This window comes from Williamsoniiplasma luminosum, from assembly GCF_002803985.1.
GTDB classification, from domain to species: domain Bacteria; phylum Bacillota_I; class Bacilli_A; order Mycoplasmatales; family Mycoplasmataceae; genus Williamsoniiplasma; species Williamsoniiplasma luminosum.
This window is the reverse complement of record NZ_CP024963.1, coordinates 494,979-513,357: the sequence shown is the minus strand read 5'-3', so window position 1 is coordinate 513,357 and position 18,379 is coordinate 494,979. Positions and strand designations below refer to the sequence as shown.

General features: G+C 28.7%; 16 protein-coding genes. 4 read left to right on the top strand and 12 right to left on the bottom strand.

Annotated features, from left to right (window positions below):
• Positions 1-40: 40 nt before the first annotated feature.
• The 6 genes from ELUMI_RS02180 to ELUMI_RS02155 form a co-directional block, all read right to left on the bottom strand.
• Complete coding sequence (locus ELUMI_RS02180) at positions 41-631, bottom strand: restriction endonuclease subunit S domain-containing protein (protein ID WP_025734382.1); 591 nt, start codon at positions 629-631, stop codon at positions 41-43.
• A 343-nt stretch (positions 632-974) separates the two neighbouring features.
• Positions 975-1,250, bottom strand: a complete 276-nt coding sequence (locus ELUMI_RS02175; protein ID WP_025734383.1) for a hypothetical protein — start codon at positions 1,248-1,250, stop codon at positions 975-977.
• Between the two features lie 92 nt (positions 1,251-1,342).
• Positions 1,343-2,002, bottom strand: a complete 660-nt coding sequence (locus ELUMI_RS02170; protein ID WP_198514034.1) for a TIR domain-containing protein — start codon at positions 2,000-2,002, stop codon at positions 1,343-1,345.
• Between the two features lie 212 nt (positions 2,003-2,214).
• Positions 2,215-2,754, bottom strand: a complete 540-nt coding sequence (locus ELUMI_RS02165; protein ID WP_100618540.1) for a DDE-type integrase/transposase/recombinase — start codon at positions 2,752-2,754, stop codon at positions 2,215-2,217.
• A 396-nt stretch (positions 2,755-3,150) separates the two neighbouring features.
• Positions 3,151-4,284, bottom strand: a complete 1,134-nt coding sequence (locus tag ELUMI_RS02160; protein WP_025734864.1) for an HNH endonuclease family protein — start codon at positions 4,282-4,284, stop codon at positions 3,151-3,153.
• Positions 4,269-4,778 carry a hypothetical protein gene (locus ELUMI_RS02155; protein WP_025734865.1) on the bottom strand — a complete coding sequence of 170 codons (510 nt, stop codon included), beginning with the start codon at positions 4,776-4,778 and terminating at the stop codon, positions 4,269-4,271. Before ELUMI_RS02155 ends, ELUMI_RS02160 begins: the two co-directional genes overlap by 16 nt.
• 764 nt (positions 4,779-5,542) lie before the next feature.
• On the opposite strand from ELUMI_RS02155, the gene ELUMI_RS02150 reads away from it, so the two are divergent.
• The 3 genes from ELUMI_RS02150 (at position 5,543) to ELUMI_RS02140 (ending at position 10,596) form a co-directional block, all read left to right on the top strand.
• Positions 5,543-7,156, top strand: coding sequence for a BspA family leucine-rich repeat surface protein (locus ELUMI_RS02150; RefSeq protein WP_198514032.1), 1,614 nt, complete (start codon positions 5,543-5,545; stop codon positions 7,154-7,156).
• A gap of 396 nt (positions 7,157-7,552) precedes the next feature.
• A complete protein-coding gene (locus ELUMI_RS02145) occupies positions 7,553-8,107 on the top strand; it encodes a hypothetical protein (protein WP_025734813.1) in 555 nt (184 codons plus the stop codon).
• 410 nt (positions 8,108-8,517) lie between these two features.
• Positions 8,518-10,596, top strand: a complete 2,079-nt coding sequence (locus ELUMI_RS02140) for a fructose PTS transporter subunit IIA (protein WP_025734814.1) — start codon at positions 8,518-8,520, stop codon at positions 10,594-10,596.
• Positions 10,597-11,149: 553 nt separating this feature from the next.
• Here the strand turns inward: ELUMI_RS02140 and tkt are convergent.
• From tkt to ELUMI_RS02115, 5 genes are read right to left on the bottom strand one after another with little or no spacing between them, the layout of a single operon-like run.
• The gene (gene tkt, locus ELUMI_RS02135) at positions 11,150-13,126 is read right to left on the bottom strand and encodes a transketolase (protein WP_035019147.1); all 1,977 of its coding nucleotides are present in this window, start codon (positions 13,124-13,126) and stop codon (positions 11,150-11,152) included.
• A 17-nt stretch (positions 13,127-13,143) separates the two neighbouring features.
• On the bottom strand, positions 13,144-13,794 hold the full coding sequence (locus ELUMI_RS02130) for a ribulose-phosphate 3-epimerase (RefSeq protein WP_025734816.1): 651 nt from the start codon (positions 13,792-13,794) through the stop codon (positions 13,144-13,146).
• A complete protein-coding gene (locus tag ELUMI_RS02125) occupies positions 13,787-14,062 on the bottom strand; it encodes a PTS sugar transporter subunit IIB (protein ID WP_025734817.1) in 276 nt (91 codons plus the stop codon). Before ELUMI_RS02125 ends, ELUMI_RS02130 begins: the two co-directional genes overlap by 8 nt.
• Positions 14,063-14,074: 12 nt before the next feature.
• Entirely contained in the window at positions 14,075-15,838 is a 1,764-nt protein-coding gene (locus ELUMI_RS02120; RefSeq protein WP_025734818.1) for a PTS ascorbate transporter subunit IIC, read from the bottom strand.
• A gap of 15 nt (positions 15,839-15,853) precedes the next feature.
• Entirely contained in the window at positions 15,854-16,306 is a 453-nt protein-coding gene (locus tag ELUMI_RS02115) for a PTS sugar transporter subunit IIA (protein WP_025734819.1), read from the bottom strand.
• Between the two features lie 132 nt (positions 16,307-16,438).
• Between ELUMI_RS02115 and ELUMI_RS02110 the strand changes: the two genes are divergently transcribed.
• Positions 16,439-17,251, top strand: a complete 813-nt coding sequence (locus tag ELUMI_RS02110; protein WP_025734156.1) for a MurR/RpiR family transcriptional regulator — start codon at positions 16,439-16,441, stop codon at positions 17,249-17,251.
• 127 nt (positions 17,252-17,378) lie between these two features.
• On the opposite strand, the gene rbsK is transcribed toward ELUMI_RS02110, so the two are convergent.
• On the bottom strand, positions 17,379-18,308 hold the full coding sequence (gene rbsK, locus ELUMI_RS02105; RefSeq protein ID WP_025734155.1) for a ribokinase: 930 nt from the start codon (positions 18,306-18,308) through the stop codon (positions 17,379-17,381).
• Between the last annotated feature and the right edge of the window lie 71 nt (positions 18,309-18,379).

The following is an 18,379-nucleotide window of genomic DNA, read 5'->3' as shown; positions in this document are numbered from 1 at the left end:
TGTGCTTAAAATTTCATATAGAAATTTTTCATAAGCTATTTTATTTTTTGTTTGTTGGCAACATTAAGTCTAAGAAATATTGTTTTTGTCGCTCTCTTTTGTTTATATATTCATTATTGAGTGTTCTTTCTTGGTCAAATAATGAATTTAGTTTTATAACTTTTTCTTGAATATCTATTTCAGGTATATTTATTTCTAATTCTTGCAATAATGGAATTCTTAATATTCAAAATTGCATTGCAGAATTTCTCATTTTTTTAATTTTGCTTTTTATATGTTCACTATTTAAAACAATGGCTAAAAAACGCGGATCAATTGTTTTGTCTGTGACCCTTATAATTATAAATTGAGATGGAATTATGATGCCCTCTAAATCTTTATTTATATAAACAACAGAGTGTGGGGATGTTAATCCCATCAAAATATCCCCTTCTTTAGACATAAATTTTTCATTAATTTTTTCTTCTAAGAAAACATCATTAAATTTATCTTTAATAATTTCTACTTCTTTTGCCGAAGCTAAAGTAAAATATTTATAATGAATTGTATTTTTATTGGTAGATTCAGATGTTCCTATTCGTGAAATAATCACGCCTAGTTGCATATTTGTTATTTTTTGAATTTTTTTCAAATTTATCACCTTCTTTCTTGTAATATGCCCTAATAAAAATTTAACACAAAAAAAAGGAAAAAATATTTTTTTCTGAAATATATTTTAATTACAATAAAGCATTAACATTTATTTTTTATTAAATTGGCATCTAAAATAAACTAATCCAAAAATAAATAATAAAAAAGAAAGTAAAAACTTTCGAATTTAATATATGAATAATTAATTAAGTAGAAAAGTCATCAACAATTGTTTTAATCGAACAGAAATCAGCAATTTCTTTTTGTGCTGTTATAATTTTTCTAAAACTTCCTTCATCAATTTTAAAAAATTTTGATAAAACTCGACAAAATGAACAAGATCCTTAATCACCATAATAAATATTAAAAAAATCTTCAATTAAAATTTTATTACATTTATCAGATATATAAATATTGCATCTTGCTTTTGTTTTATTTGCCACAATTGTTACAGGCATTTTTCATGAAAAAACATTCAATTCTGACATAGCATATAAAATATTTCGCATTTTACTTGATGATATGCCTCCATTAAAGAAAATTGTAGCTTTATCCCTGTTAAATGGTGTTTCGAAATGTTTGCCAATGCGTTCTTCTGAATGAGATATTGCATATTCCATATTTTTTTCTTTTTCATAGATTTTATCAATATATCATTACTGAATTTTTAAAATAGCAAAATTCATATAATTATCATGCAATAAAAACATTTTTAGTCTTTGATTGTAATTCCAGCAGATTTTATATTTTGCCTCAGCTTTTCAAAGGCCCCACTATTTTTAATAGAATTGTCATATGCAATATAAATTAATCCATCAGTATCGCTTGGTTGTTCAATTTCACTCTTTTTTAAAATGGTTACATTATTTCTTCCTAATCTAGAAATAATCATTCCCATTTCTAAAATAACATTTTGCCTAGCTCTTGGTTTTGGTATAGGGTTAATACCATTGGTTGAAGCATATCCAACGTCATCTGGTGTTAACAACACTATTCCATAATGAGCCCCTTCTATATCATCAAGAACTCCTTCAATAATTGTTTTACCATTGGGGGGTTTATCTTGACTAACTATAGTTTCTAGGCCTCATTCCATTAAAATTACTTTCAATTCATTTTTGGAGTTTACATCATGACCATGTACAACATAAATTTTGTTTTTCTTTGAATTTTCTATTGCATTCGATAGATCCATAGAATTAATAATTTCTTCAAAATTATTACTATCTTCATCATTTGTTTTACCTTGTGATTGAACTTTTCCTGTTTTGAATACATTAAAAATTGCCCCTTTAATTGTTGTAATTTTTAAAGAAATTGACCCAACATTCATTTGAGTGATTCAACCAATACTTTCAACCTTTTTTTTCAAATTTGTTATATCACCATGATAATTCATTTATTTTGCCTTTCTTGAATCTATTAAAAATTCTTTCTTTTTAATCATTTAAACATATTTATTAATAAAAATGTGATGTATTTTTAAATAAATATATTTTTTCTTGTGATGTAGTACTTCTTTTTTTGAGACATATATATTTTACAACATCGATATTCTAAACACGGAAAAATAAATTCTACAATTTAAGAATTAATAGCGCTAGCGGAAGCTGGCGTTTTTCAATTCAATATTTTTTGTTTTCTTTTAAAATTATATCACTCTATATATTCTGATATACACTTATAAATTTCATCAAATTTCATTTTTGTAGTAGCTAGATGATTTAAATATTCTCCTTTTAAACAACCAAAGAAATATTCAGCTTCTCGGTTATCTAATGAATTCCCAACCCTTCCCATCGAGGTTTTGGCATTAATAGCTTTTAATCTATCAAGAACTTTATAACTAGAATATTGAAAACCATGATCAGAATGAAAGATAAAGTTTTTTCTTTTTAAACCATCAATTGTATCTAAAACGAGTTGGACGTTATTTGATTGAGACAATTTTCATGATTCAATCATTTTAGTTTTATGACTAATAGTAATCGATAAATAAGCAAAATTTTCAGCTGCATCAGCAGGAATATAGCTAACATCAGTTGCTATTATGTTGTCTTCTTCAGGATTAAAGTTTCTTCTTACAAGATCCTCAAATTTAACATCAGTATTTTTATTTTCCATTTTTTTTCTTTTTTTGCCTTGTTAAGCAAACTAAATTTCATCTAACCATGTAGTTTCTAAGGGTTCTTTCGTCAATAATGATACCTTCTTCCGCTAATTCGACTGTTATTCTTTTGCTGCCTAAAATTTTCTTGTTCTTCTTGAAAATGTCAGTGACTTTCTCTCTTAAATAGTCAAACTTATATTTTCTAACAATAAACACGGAAAAATAAATTCTACACTTTATAATTTCAAAGCACTGGCATGAGCCAGTGTTTTTCAATTCAGGGAGTTTATAGATTTTTGTGTAAATTCATTTTTACTCATTATTAAATTGCAACTGTCTTCATCATATTTTAGATAAAATGAGCTAAGCAAATCCTCATATTAGAGTATGTTAAAATGAACAATGAAATTTTAGTAATTATTTGATTTTCTTCTATTGCAAGATATACACAATATTTGTCCATTGGATATAATTGTTTTGCCACCTTTTGAGTGTGGCTTAATATGATCTGGTTCATAGTCATTAATATCATTAAGAACTTTATTACATATTTTGCATTCATGTTTGTCATTATTTCAAATAGTTAATTTTTCATCATAAGAAAAATTACGTTTGGAATCTAAATTATATGGCAATAAAACATATTCAACTTTTTCTATTCTTTTAGATACAAAATCATAACTATCAAATTTTATTCCACCACCCATTTGATCAGATAATAATTCAGCTTGTAAAATTACTATTTCTTTTTTAATTTCATTTTTAGATTCTATATAAGACTTAAAATTTTCAGTATTATTATAAAAAGCGCAAAATATAGATTCAAATATTGTATTAAAAGATTTTGTTGGAATAGTATCATTGCCTAAAATTTCAAACATTCAATCAATTACTAAATTGAACTTTTCTTGGATATTTGCAATATCATTTGTAAATTCTTGTTGTAAAATTTTGTTGGTAAAACTTCTTACATCTTTTCCCTTAGTTTTTTCTATGTGCAAAATTGCAAGACATCTTGTGATTAAATTTTCTACCTTGAATCTGGAATCATTTATTTTATTGTTTACCAATTCATTTATGTTTCTATTGTGAGATATATTTTTAACTAATTCTCTGTTTTCTGGAAGTGCTTTAGCCATCATTAATTCAGCTTTGTTCAGTTTTATACTTCCTTCATTTATTCTAATGAAGGTTTCTAACACCTTTTCATTTGTCATATCACCCAAATCGGTTATGAGTATATCTCTATTATCAAACGCAATTTTTTCTTGAGTGGACAAATCGGAATATTTTTTACCCTTAGTTGTTAAATTTGATAAATCATGTCATTCATATTCATTATTCATGTATTTTTCTATCGCAACAATTCTTTGTTTACCGTCAATCACTTCACCATTTGTCACTATTATAGGTGGTATATGATATCCATTCATTATAGAGTCAATCAATAAATCTCAATTTTTTTTCTTTCAAGCAACATTGCGTTGATATTTAGTTTCGTATTTATATTTTTTTTGAATTAAATCTTTTATTTTCATTTCCATGGGAACCCCTTATTCATTATTCATGCACATTGAAACGATTTGATATCTCCCAATGGTGTGTTAAATTTTATATTTCTTTGTATGAAGATAAACTCACATCTGTTCAATGTATTTCCCATTGATTGACTAAAAATAGTTGCACCGTACAATAAGCAAAATGGTTTTTTAAATGATTCACATCTTTCAATTAAAATTCTTTTTCCTGAAAAGGGTGGATTTGAAAGTATCATATCTCATTCTTCGTTTGGCTCATATTCATAAAAATCTTTTCCGTTTTCGATATGAGAAGAAATAATTTTATAACCTCTATGTTTTAATTGTTTAACAAATTCACTATCTTCTGTATCAAAAGGACATCATATAATTTTACTTTTGGGTATATTTAAGAAATTATCAAGTAGATCAATAATAGGTTCTTCTGGTGTGTAAAATTCATTATTAGATTTTTGCAAACCCAAAATATTTCTTATATTATATTTTTCTTTATTATTCATTTAACGAACCTCAACTAAAATGAATTTATCAAAAAAAAAAAAAAAACAAATTTTGCAGTCATATAGTCCTTATAACTGCAAAATTTTAGCAAAATGACTGATTATTTTCATAAATTAATGATTTTTCAAATTTATAACACATTCAAAACCAATAGAATTTTATTTTAAGACAATGCCTGAAGTGTACTAGCAGATGATCATAAATATTCATTAAATAACATATTATTAATATTCCCTTATCAAAAATGAACTATAATAAAAGCAAGGTTATTTTGGAGATAACAACAAAATCTATTCAATTTACGAAGATCATTTTTAATTAATTGAAAACTTGTTGAAATTTTCTTCTTTCTATATTCATATCACCAAAAACATTAATTTTAAAAATATAGAAAATAATTAATAATAAGAACCAAAAATATAAACTATGCAATTTAATAATCGGATTTAAGATCATTTATTTAAAATTAAACATTTTAAATAAACGCTTAACAATCTAATAATTTAAAACAATTTTAGAACATCTAAAATTGTTTTAAAAATTTTGCATTCACATAACTAATACCGATTTTCAAATCATATATCTCAATAAAATAATAGAATGCATTTTTTGTTGTATATCTTCACTTAGCCCAGATTTTGAAAATTAACATCAAATAAATTATTAGATTTCAGGACATAAATTAAGTTCTCAAATTTAATTTATTTTAAAAGAAATGAGAGGATATTTTAAAATATGAAAAAATTATTAACCCTACTTGCAAGTGTTGGAGTTGTTGCGAGGAACAACTGCTTCGGTTTTTGCTTGTACGAAAAAAAACCAAAAAATAAATATTAATACTAGAATTCACAACACAAATTTAGGTGAATTAGATAACAACAACGAACAAACGATTAGAAGAGCAATTATGGATAAAAACCCAGATCCTAATTCAACATTTACATTTAACATTAAAGACATTACAACCACAACTGCTAAAGTTGAGGGAACTGGAGATTACACTGGAACAGTTGATGTTACATTTACATTGAAAAATGATATTAGTACATTCATTAAAGTGAAAGCATTAGGTGAATTGGAAAACGATCAAGAAGCAACCATTAGGAACGCGATTAAAGCCAAAAATCCCGGGATTGAAACCGTTACTTTTGATCTAAAAGACATCACAATCTCGACTGCAAAAGTCGAAGGGACTGGAGAATACACAGGAACAGTTGATGTCACATTTACAATTAAAAAAGATCTTAGTTCGTTCATTAAAATTAAAGAATTAGGTAAAATCAATAATAATCAGGAAACAACAATTACAGATGCGATTATTAGTAAAAACCCCACTGCTCAACAAGCAACTTTTACCATTACAAATATTCAACCAACCACTGCCAAAGTAACAGGGACTGGAGATTTTATTGGTGAAGTTGATGTCACATATAGTATTGCCAAAGATATTTCAACACTTGAAAAGACTTTGCAAAACATTTTAAATCAACATGATGAAACACTTCTGACGGTTGCTGAAATCCAAACTTTGATGAAAACAGCAATTCCTGATTCCGATGGAATTGGGGTTGTTCAAACCCAAGTTGACCCCACGATTGGGGCAGTTGGGTTTGAATTTAATGGCGAAAAAAGCGTAAATTATTTTGGAAAATTAGATTTATACCAAGTTTTGCATAAAAATACTAACAACAAAACAATTTATCTGGATCCTAGCACAGGCAAAATTAGTCAAACTGAAGACGTTGCCCAACTTGCTAATGCAAAACAAATTTTAAATATTGGATGAGATATAACTAGTAAGGCCTCAATTTATAATTTACCAACAACAATTGTAAAAGTGCCAAATTACATCAGTACAAACATCCAAAGTATTGCCAGCTTGTTTAAAGGTTTAGGCCAAATTAGTGATATTTCTGGTTGAAATACTTCAAATATTACTAATATGTCACATTTGTTTGAAAAAAATCAAGCCTTTAATGGGGATATTTCAAAATGGGATACATCAAATGTCTTTGAAATGGAATCGATGTTTCATGAAGCAAAAAGCTTTAATGGGGATATTTCAAAATGGAATACTGCTAAATTAACTAGTATGAACGATATTTTTGGATCTGCGAGTGCTTTCAACCAAAATATTAGTGCTTGAAATACTACTTTAGTCACTGATATGTCATATGCCTTCGCTGATGCAACTGCCTTTAATCAAGACATCTCTAAATGAAACACTGCAAAAGTCACTGATATGTCTTACATGTTTTCAAACGCTAATGCGTTTAATCAAGATTTGTCTAAATGAAATGTAGCTGCTGTTACATCTCATGATAACTTTGCGACTAACCCAAATTGACCAAAAGAAAAACAACCAAAGTTTAAATAAATAACTTAGGTGTGTGATTGTCAATTCAATTGATAAAAAAGCGATAATTTAATTAAAAACTCATTCACATTTTGAATGAGTTTTTAATTGATTTCAAAATGAACACACATAATTAAAACCCAATAATCACCAAGTATCTTAATTAAATCAAAATTATTAAATTTATTTACAATTCTGTGTCGTAAATAAAGAATTCTTATTTTGAAGTTGTAGAATATACGCAAGGCTATATGGGAAGGGTGTAACCCCAAGGAGAATATATGAAAGCATTAGTAATTTGCAGCGCACTCGGAACAGTATCCAGGAGCACAAGCAGCTACAGCACCAATCAGTAATTTAATTGTTCAACCAACAAAAATAAATTACAAGAATATAAACCAATATAGAGATGAGTTAATGAATGTGTTCAATAAAGAAATTAATAACTTGAACGAAAACATCATTAAACAACAATTTTTAGCAGCAATTAGCATGAAAAATGAAACATTTTTTATCAATCAAGATCAATTGCAAAACATTAATAATATTAGAATTATTAATGTTTTAAAGGATGTCAGAATCAATGAAGTTTTAAATAATTTATATCAAAATAAAACACTTGTTTTTGAAAACAATCAAGCAAGGTTTAATTTAATTAAACCATCAGTACTTAAGGCTACTCCTGGTTTTTCAAGAGAAGACCACTGGTATTGATTTGGGTACACCAAATGATTCTTTGATGATATATTAACAAAGAATATTGCACACACAATTACAGGTAGTACCTATAATACGATTACTGTTGATTTAGAAAAATTAGTTCCAGAATTAGGTTCATGAGTATCTTCAAAATTAGGTTTTACCATCATGACTAATGGCGGATCCAAATACCTTAAATCTGTAGATGCAGGGAATAATGGTATCTGATTTAGTACTTTTTGAGGTGTTCAATATGGTCCTTGAGGACAATAATCAAAACATATAAAACAGACAAAAAATAATAGAAAAACCAATTCACAAAAGCAGTTTAAACTGTACAAATTAAAAATGGAAGTGCAACACTTATGAGACATTTGTCTCGTGAGGTGCACTTCATTTTTAATTTGTACTAGGCTAATATTTCTAAAGTGTTGTTTTTTGAATAGTTACAAACATTTTTTTAATTAAAATAACAAAATAAATTTTACACAAAAATATATAAATTTCTGTTTTGAAATTTACACAAAAATATTTAAAAACCGTACTTTTAAAATAGTGCCCTTAAGTTAACACATTCTTTATTTTTTTAAAAGTTTTGTTGCTTTTTTTTATTTTTTAAAAGATAATGAAACTGAAATATTTTTAATGAGAACAATTAATCAAATAGATTAAGGATAATATAGATGGAAAAACTTTTTAATGAAAGTTTTGTTTTTTTAGATACAAAAATTAAAGATATTAATGATTTATTTAATACCTTTTCTCAAATTGCATTAGACAACAAAATTTGTCATGATAAAAATTTATTAATAAAAGAGTTTAAAAATAGAGAGAGCCTTTCTTCAACAGGACTTGAAGATGGGATAGCAATACCGCACGCCAGAACCAACGCCGTTGATAAAGCTGCTATTTTTTTTATTCGCTTAGAAAAAGGAATTGAATGAGAAACATTCGATAAATCAAATGTAAATATAATTATTATGCTTTTCATTCCAGAAACGCAAGGTAATTATTTAGATATTTTAGCTAATATCTCTCAAAAATTAATGCAAGAAAATTTTAGAGACGAGTTAAAAGCAGCTAAAACTAAGAAGAAAGTTATAGAACTTTTATCTTCTAATAACTTAAAAGAAACTGAAATTCAAGAAATTTCAGACCCTGAAATAAATGTAGAACAAAAATTAATTGTAGGTGTTTCTGCTTGTCCAACTGGGGTTGCTCACACTTACATGACTCGAAAAGCTTTGATTAAAGCTGCTAATAAATTGGGGTATGCGATAAAAATTGAAACCCAAGGACAAAAAGGGATTGAAAATCATTTAAGTGATGAGGATATCGAAAAGGCTAGTGCAATTATTTTAGCAACTGATATTTCTATCGATGATGATCGATTTAATGGTAAAAAAGTTTATCAATCTTCAACTAAAAAAGCATTAATGAATCCGGAACAAGAATTAAAAAATGCTTTAAAAACCGAAAATACACTAGACAAAGGTTTTACCATTGATAAGAAAAAAATCAAAAAAGAAAAACAAAGTTGAGTACAACACTTGTTATCAGGGATTTCATATATGATTCCTTTTATTGTATTTGCCGGACTTGTTTCAGCAATTCTTGCTGGAATTGCTAATGCTGCTCATTTAACTATTTCTGATGGTGCCAAACCAGATGCTAGTGGTACATTAAAATTTATGTATACATTAAATGAAATTGCAAACATCGGATTCTCGGTTATGATGGCAATAGCTGGTGCTTATATTGCTAACTCTATTTCTGGAAGAGCGGGAATTGCTCCAGCATTTATTTTAACAATGTTAGGAAACAACCCAAAATTAGTTTGACAAGGATATTTTGAAAATGTTATGGTTCCTAGTCAAAATGTTCCTAATACCCTTGTGTCAATTAATGAAGTTATGCAACCATTAAACATTTTTGGAGCTGTAATGTTTGGTTTGGCAGTTGGGTATACAATTAAATGAATCAATACAAAATGAAAAATTCACAACGTGATCCAACCAATTATGCCAATTATTATTATCCCTGTGTTTTTAACTTTAATATTTGCAATTATTTTTATTTTTACAATTGGTCCGGTTATTGGAATTACAATTGGTTATTTATACCAAGGATTATATATTGTAGAAACATCAAGTGTTGGAATGCCAATTGTTGGATTGCTTCTAGGACTCTTGGCAGGTGTTGATATGGGAGGACCAATTAACAAAATCGCTTCTTTTGGAGCGACTGCTATGATGAGTGTTGATGGAGGTAGTGCAATGGGAGCATCAGCTGCTGCATTTGCTGTAGCTCCACTTGGAGCTGGATTAGCTACATTTATTTTTAGAAAAACATTCAAAGATGATAAAGAAAAAGGGATTAATGCCACAATCTTGGGAGTAATGGGTGTTAGTGAAAGTGCAATACCATACGCTATTAAATACAAATGAGCAGCAATCATCCCAAACATTATTTGTAGTGGAATTGCTGGTATGTTTGCCGGAATTTTCTTAGTACAAGGTCATGTTGGTGCATGAGGTGGACCAATTATTGCAATTTTTGCTGGAGTAACTACATCAAGCGGAAGTTTTGTAGGCATTCCACTGTATCTTGCAGCAATCGGAATTGGTGTTGCTTGTCACATTATATTGTTTAGAATTTTGGTTGAGTTACAAATTAAAGGTAAATTAACTAAAAATGACTTTAAATCTATTTTTTCTAAAAAAAAGAAAAGTGAGAAAAATAGAAAAATAGAAAAAATTTAAATTAAAAATAAATTATAGGATTAGAGTATGTTAAGGGCACCACCTGAAAAAAGGGCAGTGCCTTTTTACGTGCGGAGGAAAAACGAGAATTAGAAAAACATATTCAAAAGAATTTAAAAAAAGAATAACCCATGAATACTTCGATGATCAAAAAGCTTTGGATCTTACGAAGGAACATGAATTAAGTTGTGGAGTTCAACTAGTGTATCGTTGATTTAGAAAATTTTACCCAGATGTTTATTATAATATGAACAAAGATAAGCAATGGGTTCAAGATATGAAAAAGAAGTAGGCAACTATACACGCTCAATGTCAAAAGCGGGTTTCAAACACAACCCCTGAACTGAGTCCCTAAACCGATGAGTTGAGCACTCATTTATTGAACAATTTGGTAAACATTTTAATTCATTAGAGCAATTTAAAAACACATTCCAAGAATTCGTAAATTCATGAAATGTGTTTAAAATATCAATGTATAATTTAGTTAATGTAAATAGTTTTTGTCACTTTTAAAGTAGCGTCCTTAAGTCAACACATTCTTATTGCTTTAATCTTATTTTTTATTTATGTGTTTTTCAATTTTTTGGAAAATATTGTTTACTTCAAAACCATTTTCTTTCAATAGAAGACCACCATCACCAGATTTACCAAATTTACCTACTGTAAATAATAATCCTTTTTTACCAACATATTTGTATCACATTGAAGAAGCGCCCGCTTCAATAGCTACAATGTTTTCAAAATCGCTTGGTATGATAGATTCCTTGTAAGCTTCCGGTTGTTCATCAAATAGCTCAATACATGGCATAGAAACAACTCTTACACCAAAGCCTTTTTCAATTAATTTGTTTGCACTTTCTACAGCTAACTCAACTTCACTTCCGGTCGCTAGAATAATTACATCTAATTTTTGTTTGTTTTCTAAAATTACATAACCACCAAGTTTAGTTCTATTTCAGCAAGTTCCTTCTAATTGATTTATATCTTGTCTACAAAAGATAAGTGTTGAAGGGCTATTTTTAATTTTATGCGCTTTAACATAAGCACCAATAGTTTCTTTCATATCAGCCGGTCTAAAGTTATATAAATTAGGTGTTGCTCTAAATCCTGCTAGTTGTTCAACTGGTTGATGAGTTGGACCATCAAAACCAGCTGCAATTGAATCGTGTGTATAAATGAACATTGTTGGAATTTCTTGTAATGCGGCCATTCTAACTGAGTTTTTTTGATAATCAGAGAAAACTAAAAATGTTGAATTAAAGCTTCTTAAACCACCATGAATTTGAACCCCGTTAGAGATTGCTCCCATTGCAAATTCCCTAACTCCAAAAAGCATGTTGTTACCTTTAGGGTTTTGATCAGAAAATGTTCCATTATTTCCCTCGACTTTTGTTGCAGCTACTAAATCAGCAGAACCGCCAATCATGTTATTTGTTAATTCTTGTAATCTTTTTAATGCTTTTGAAGAAGAAAGTCTTGTTGCCTCCTTTTTATCATGTAATAAGTCTTCAAAAGCTTCAACCTTGATTTCTTTTTCAACAAATAACTCTTTTCACAATTCTGGGTGTTTAGCTTTGTATTGTTCTTCTAGGAGTAATCAATTTTTATAAGCTTCTTTCCCACGTTTAATGAAATGATTTGATCAAAGCTCTTTTACATCTGGATTGACTGAAAAGTCAGGTTCATGTCAATTAAATTTGTCACGTAATTTTGTAAGATCATCTTTTGAAAATGGATTTCCATGCATCGCTGGTGTTCCCTGTTTTTCGTGACCATAACCAATAATTGTTTTACATTCAATTAAAGTTGGTTTGTCAAAATGATTTGCTTTTTCAATTGCAGCATTAACAGCATCAAGATCAAAACCATTTTCAACCTTAATATAATTTCAATTTAATGATTCAATTCATTCTTTTGTTTTTGTTTGTTGAACTAATTTAACTTCCGTATCTAATTGCACGCTGTTTGAATCATATAAAACAACTAGTTTATTTAGTTTTCAAACACCAGCTAATTGGATCGCCTCTTGAGCAACACCTTCTTGTAAATCGCCATCTCCACATAAAACAAATGTTTTGTGATTAATTAGATTTAGATCTTGTTGATTATATTTTGCAGCTAAGTGTTTTTCAGCCAATGCCAAACCAACACCCATTGCAAAACCTTGACCCAAAGGTCCTGTTGAAACATCAACTCCAGGAGTTACTCCTAATTCAGGGTGACCAGGTGTGATTGAATTAAGTGTTCTAAAATTTTTTAATTCAGAAACCTTAATATCAAAACCAGCAATATGTAACATTGAATATAGCAATGCACTTCCATGCCCCGCTGATAATACAAAGCGATCTCTATTAATTCATTGTGGATTATCAACATCACTTTGAATGTAATTTAAATAAATTTCATGAATAAGTGGTGCAGCACTCATAACAATGCCTGGGTGACCTAAATTAACATTTGCAATTTGTTCAATTCCCAAAATCCTTAAATTCGTTAAAGATTTTTCTTTTATTTTTTTTATTTCTTTCATTTTATTCCTTTTTAATGTTATAAATTTTCTATTTTTTTCATAACTTTTTTGTAGTCGGATTCACCAAATAATAGCGAACCAACAACAATTAAATCTACCTTTTTATCAATTAGTTTTTTAATGTTATTTCATCGAACTCCACCATCGATTTGTGTTTTTATGTTGGGGTGGTATTTATGACAATAATTCACTACATCAGAAATTATATTTCATGCTGCATCTTCAAATTTTTGACCACCAAAACCCGGTTTAATACTCATAATTGTTATTAAATCAACTTTGTGAAGAAGCGGTTTAATATCTTCTATTGTGTTGTCTAAACATATAGCAATACCAACTTTACAATTATTTTTTTCAATTTCAGAGATTAAAGATTCAAATCCTTTAGACTGAATAGAATTGATATGAAATGTAATATAGTCAGCATTTTTAAGTTGAACTACATTTTTTTCTAATTCATTAGCCATGACGTGAGCATCAATAGTTATCTCAGGAAAGTGTTTTTTAATATCATCTAAATGCTTGGGTCCTAATGCATAGTTAGGAACAAAATGTCCGTCCATTACATCTAGATGTAATCAATCAATACCAACTTCTTTTAGTTTTAAAATTTCATCATAAAATTTTGTTGTGTCACAAATATAAATTGAGGGTGTTATTTTACTCATAAACTTCCATAAATTTTGAAATTTTTTCTTTAATTTCTTCTTTATCGAACAAATTTTGTAAGATGATTTTATTTGGATGTTCAATTGAATCAGCTAGATCCGATCCACATATAACTGCTGTTATAGATGAATCATTTGCAATGAATGAGTTTAAATTTGTATGACCAACTTCACAATCAATATCTAACTGTTCAGTCACATCTTTTATATTCATTTCAATTATTAACGATGAACCAAGACCCATCCCACAAACTGCCATTAATTTCATATTTTTTTCTTTCTATTTAACCAAAATAATTTCTTCTATTTTAGGGTTCCTAATGCTGTCTACCATTTTTTCTAAATCACGATCAGCCTTTTTCATTTTTTTATCGTGTTCTGCTTTTACAGATTCAATTTTTTCTTTTATTTCTTTTTTAGATATTTGTTCAAGTTTAATTGATTCAATCAAGTTTTTTAATTCTGATTTTTCATTTTTTGACATAATGCTAAATTTTTTTCTTACATCATTAACTGCAATATATTTTTCTTTGTATTCTGCATTTTTTTTCAATTTGTTTTGGTGTAAAAAGTATCCAATCGCAGGAATTGTGCCTCATAATAGGATTGTTAATCCAAGCAATACATATTGACCACCCATATATTTAATGATAAATCATGGGATGATTCCTAAAATAAAGTCCGCATCTCCTCAAACAATTCCTTGTCCCCCAATTTCTGGTTGGATCATTTGTAATCCAACAAAAATTCAAGGCACTAATGAAATAAGGAATCCATTAACAAATGAACCAAGTCAGCAACCTAAAATCCCACCTTTAGCATTACCGAAAACTCCTGATGTCGCTCCTGTAAAGAAATGAGGAACAATTGATGGAATAATAATCGCTGCTCAAATTGATGCACTTCCTTCAGCACCAATAGCAGCTGAAATACCGATATTCATACCAAATGCTACAAATCCACCAATAACTGATGCAATGAATCCCATAATAACTGCGTTTGGTGCATATGGGAATACAATTGGACAATCAATTCCAGGTTTTGCATCTCTAACTAATTTGTCAGAAATACCTTTAAATGCTGGAGTAATTTCAGCAATAAACATTCTAACTCCAATTAACAATACTTCAACTCCAGCTGCAAAAGTGAATGCTTGTAACATACCTTGAACAAAGATTGAATCATTTGCTCCAACAATTCCTTTATTAATCATTGCTTGATCGCCACGAACTGCTCAAGCAGAGAAGTAAACAACCATAAATAAAATTAACATTGTTAAGGCAATTGAAACGTTAGTATTTCTTAAGAAATTTAACCCTTTCGGAAAGTTAACGTTTTCAGTTGATCGTACTTTTCCTTTTCTTGCTTTGTATACAGCTTCTCCAATGTATCCACTTAATGCATAAGTAAGTGAACCAGTGTGTGCTAAACCAAGTTTATTTCCTTTGGTGATAACCATCATGTGTCTATTTAAAATAGCTGGTGAAATAATCATTCAAACTGAAGCTAACATAGCGCCAATAATAACAACCAATCACATATCAGCTTTTTGCATTCCAGCCATAGCCATTACTGAAGCTAACATTGTTGAAAAATATCAAGCTGAGTGACCAGTCAAATAAACAAATTTAACTTGTGAAATTCTTGCAATAACCAAGTTCAACAACATTCCAAATATTAATATTAATGAACCCGCTGTTGCTATTCATTGTAGTTGCTCAAAACTCATTAATAGCCCAGGCATAACATCGTTATTAGCAACATAACCCTGTCTGCTGAATAACAATTCGAATGCTTTACCAAATTTGCCAATTGCTCCAGATACTATTCCAGCTCCTCCACCAATAATTAAGAATCCAATTACGGTTTTAAATACTGAAGTTATAATTTCTGTAATTTTTTTTCGTTGAATAATTGTCCCTATTAATGCAAATAGACCAATTAATAACGCAGGTGTACCAAAGAATCCAGATATAAAATTTATAAAATATTCCGAAAAATCTCTACCGGTACTTTCTGCTGCGAAAAATAATATATTTCCCATAGAAATACCTCCTTCTTATTTTTTAACTTTAAGATGTTTTTCCACTAATTTCTTAATGTCAGCATAATTTTTAACATTATAGAATTCTTTATAAAAATCACTATTACCAAATGCTAAAGCCAATTCTTTCAATAAGTTCAAGTGTGAATCTTGATCAGTGGTGCTTAGTATAAATAAAAACTTAACATCACCTGTTCCATCATTCTTAAATGGCACAACCTGTTCTAAAAACAATAAACTAAGTCCTTCTTTCAAACAAGAACCATCTGGCGAAATATGACCTAATGCTAAATTTGGGGCCAAAATATAATATGGACCCAATCTCTTTGTTTCCGATATTAAATTCGGAACAAAATTTTCATTAATATAACCGTTTTTTAATAATGGTTTTGAAGCAATCTTGATAGCATTTTTTCAATCAGTTGCTTTTTTATTAAATTGAATTAACTCCTCTTTAAAAATTTGCATACATCTCCTAGCAAGAACAAAATTAATTGCCCTTGTTTACATTATGCTTTTTTTTATTAAACGGATATTTTTTTTCCAATATTTTCTAAAAAAAAAAAAAAAATGTTAGACTTTTTATAATAGGATTAAATCATGAATACGTTAATAAATGATTCAAATAAAAAAATTTCAAGAGGCGATAAAATTATTTTGGATATTGTGAATAAAGATCCATTGAATTTTATTGATATTTCAATAGTCGATTTTGGTAAAAGAACAAATTCTACAACTTCAACAATTAGTAAATTTGTTAGACATTTGGGTTTTGAAAATTATAAAACTTTTCAACATTATATTTCGAAAAGTTTTTATATAATGAAGGAAAGCGAATTAACAGACCCTCAGCTTGAGGAAACTAGAGATATTATCACTAATAAAAATTATGCATTTTATGCAATTGATCAAACAGCAAGAATAATAGATAATCCAGAAACACAGAAATTAGTTGATTGTATTATTTCATCAAAAAAAGTTTGGTGCATTGGAATGGGAAACAGCTTTTTAGCAGCCAGAGACTTGAGTAGTTCTTTAAATACACAAGGAATTGTTTCATTTGCGACAAATGATATATTTGGTGAAATCCGAAGATTACAACAAGTGACAGAAGAAGATCTTATAATAATTATTTCAGAGCGTTTGGGCCAAAAAGAATATGAAAAATTGATAGATATGGCTAGCAAAAGGGGCGTAAAAATTGCAACAATAACTTCTATTAATCCCTTTTTCATCAATGATAAAGTTGACTATAAAATTAGTTTTTTTGCATTTCCAAGGGAAACGAGACCAGACGTTGTAAGAAATACTAAGATGCAACAAATATTTGTTAATAATTTCATAATCTCATCACTAATAAGAAAAAAAGGCATTGATCTTTCAAAGCAAGATAAAATTATTTGAGAAAGATAAGATTCATTTATTGTTTTAACAAAAGGGTCAGATTAGAGTATGTTAAGGACACCGCCTTAAACTGGAAAAAAATGGGCTGTGTTTTAAAATACTCTAATTTTAAGTTTATAAAATGGAATTTTAAATTTTATATCTTATTATAACTTTGGATAAACATATTCACCAATTCAAGTGTCGGAATTGAAGATTGTGCTCCAGATTTTGTCACAGTTAAAGCTGATGCGTATGTAGCAAATTCGATCGCTTCTTGAATTGATTTTTCATGTGCTAGCATATGTGCGAACGCACCAATGAATGTATCTCCAGCTGCAGTTGGATCAATCGCATTCACCTTGACAGCATTGAATTTCTTGATTGTATCTGGTCCAACATATAGTGAACCGTTCTCACCAAGGGTTACAATCACATGTTTGTTTGAAATTTTTTGAAGTCTAATTGCTTGATTTTTAATTGTTTCAAAATCATCAGATACTTCTTCACCAAGCACAATTGCGATTTCTGTTTCATTTGGAATAATAAAATCACAACTTTTGATCTCTTCAGGAGTTAATTTAATGGCTGGTCCAGGATTCAAAATTGTTGTTTTTCCTAATTTTTTAGCTTGTTTTAAAAATTCAAAAGTGAATTCTCTGGTAGTTTCTAGTTGAGTTAAAACAAGATCGCTTTTTTCAATTTCTTTAAGATAATTTTGAACTTCTTGAGCTTTAAATTCTTTGTCAGCTCCTAGATCAGTGATTATGATATTGTTTGCGTGTTCATCAACAACAACTCAACCAACTCCAGTTGCAACACCTTTAACTTTACTAATCAAATCAACATTGATTTGATTAGTAATTAAATTTTCAATTGTTTTATCTCCATTGGCATCATCACCAACTTTACCGATCATGGTTAGATCAGTTCCCATTCTACGAATGGCAACAGCTTGATTAGCACCTTTTCCACCAAAAAATGTTTCAAATTTTTTGGATACCACAGTTTGTCCTTTTAAAGGTAATTCCTTGACACTATAAACTAAATCTATATGTATTGATCCGAATGTTAATATTATTTTCATGTTATTTTATCCTTTTTATTTTTTTTATTTTGATTGATTGGTATGAGTTTAAGAAATTCGAGTTCCAGTAC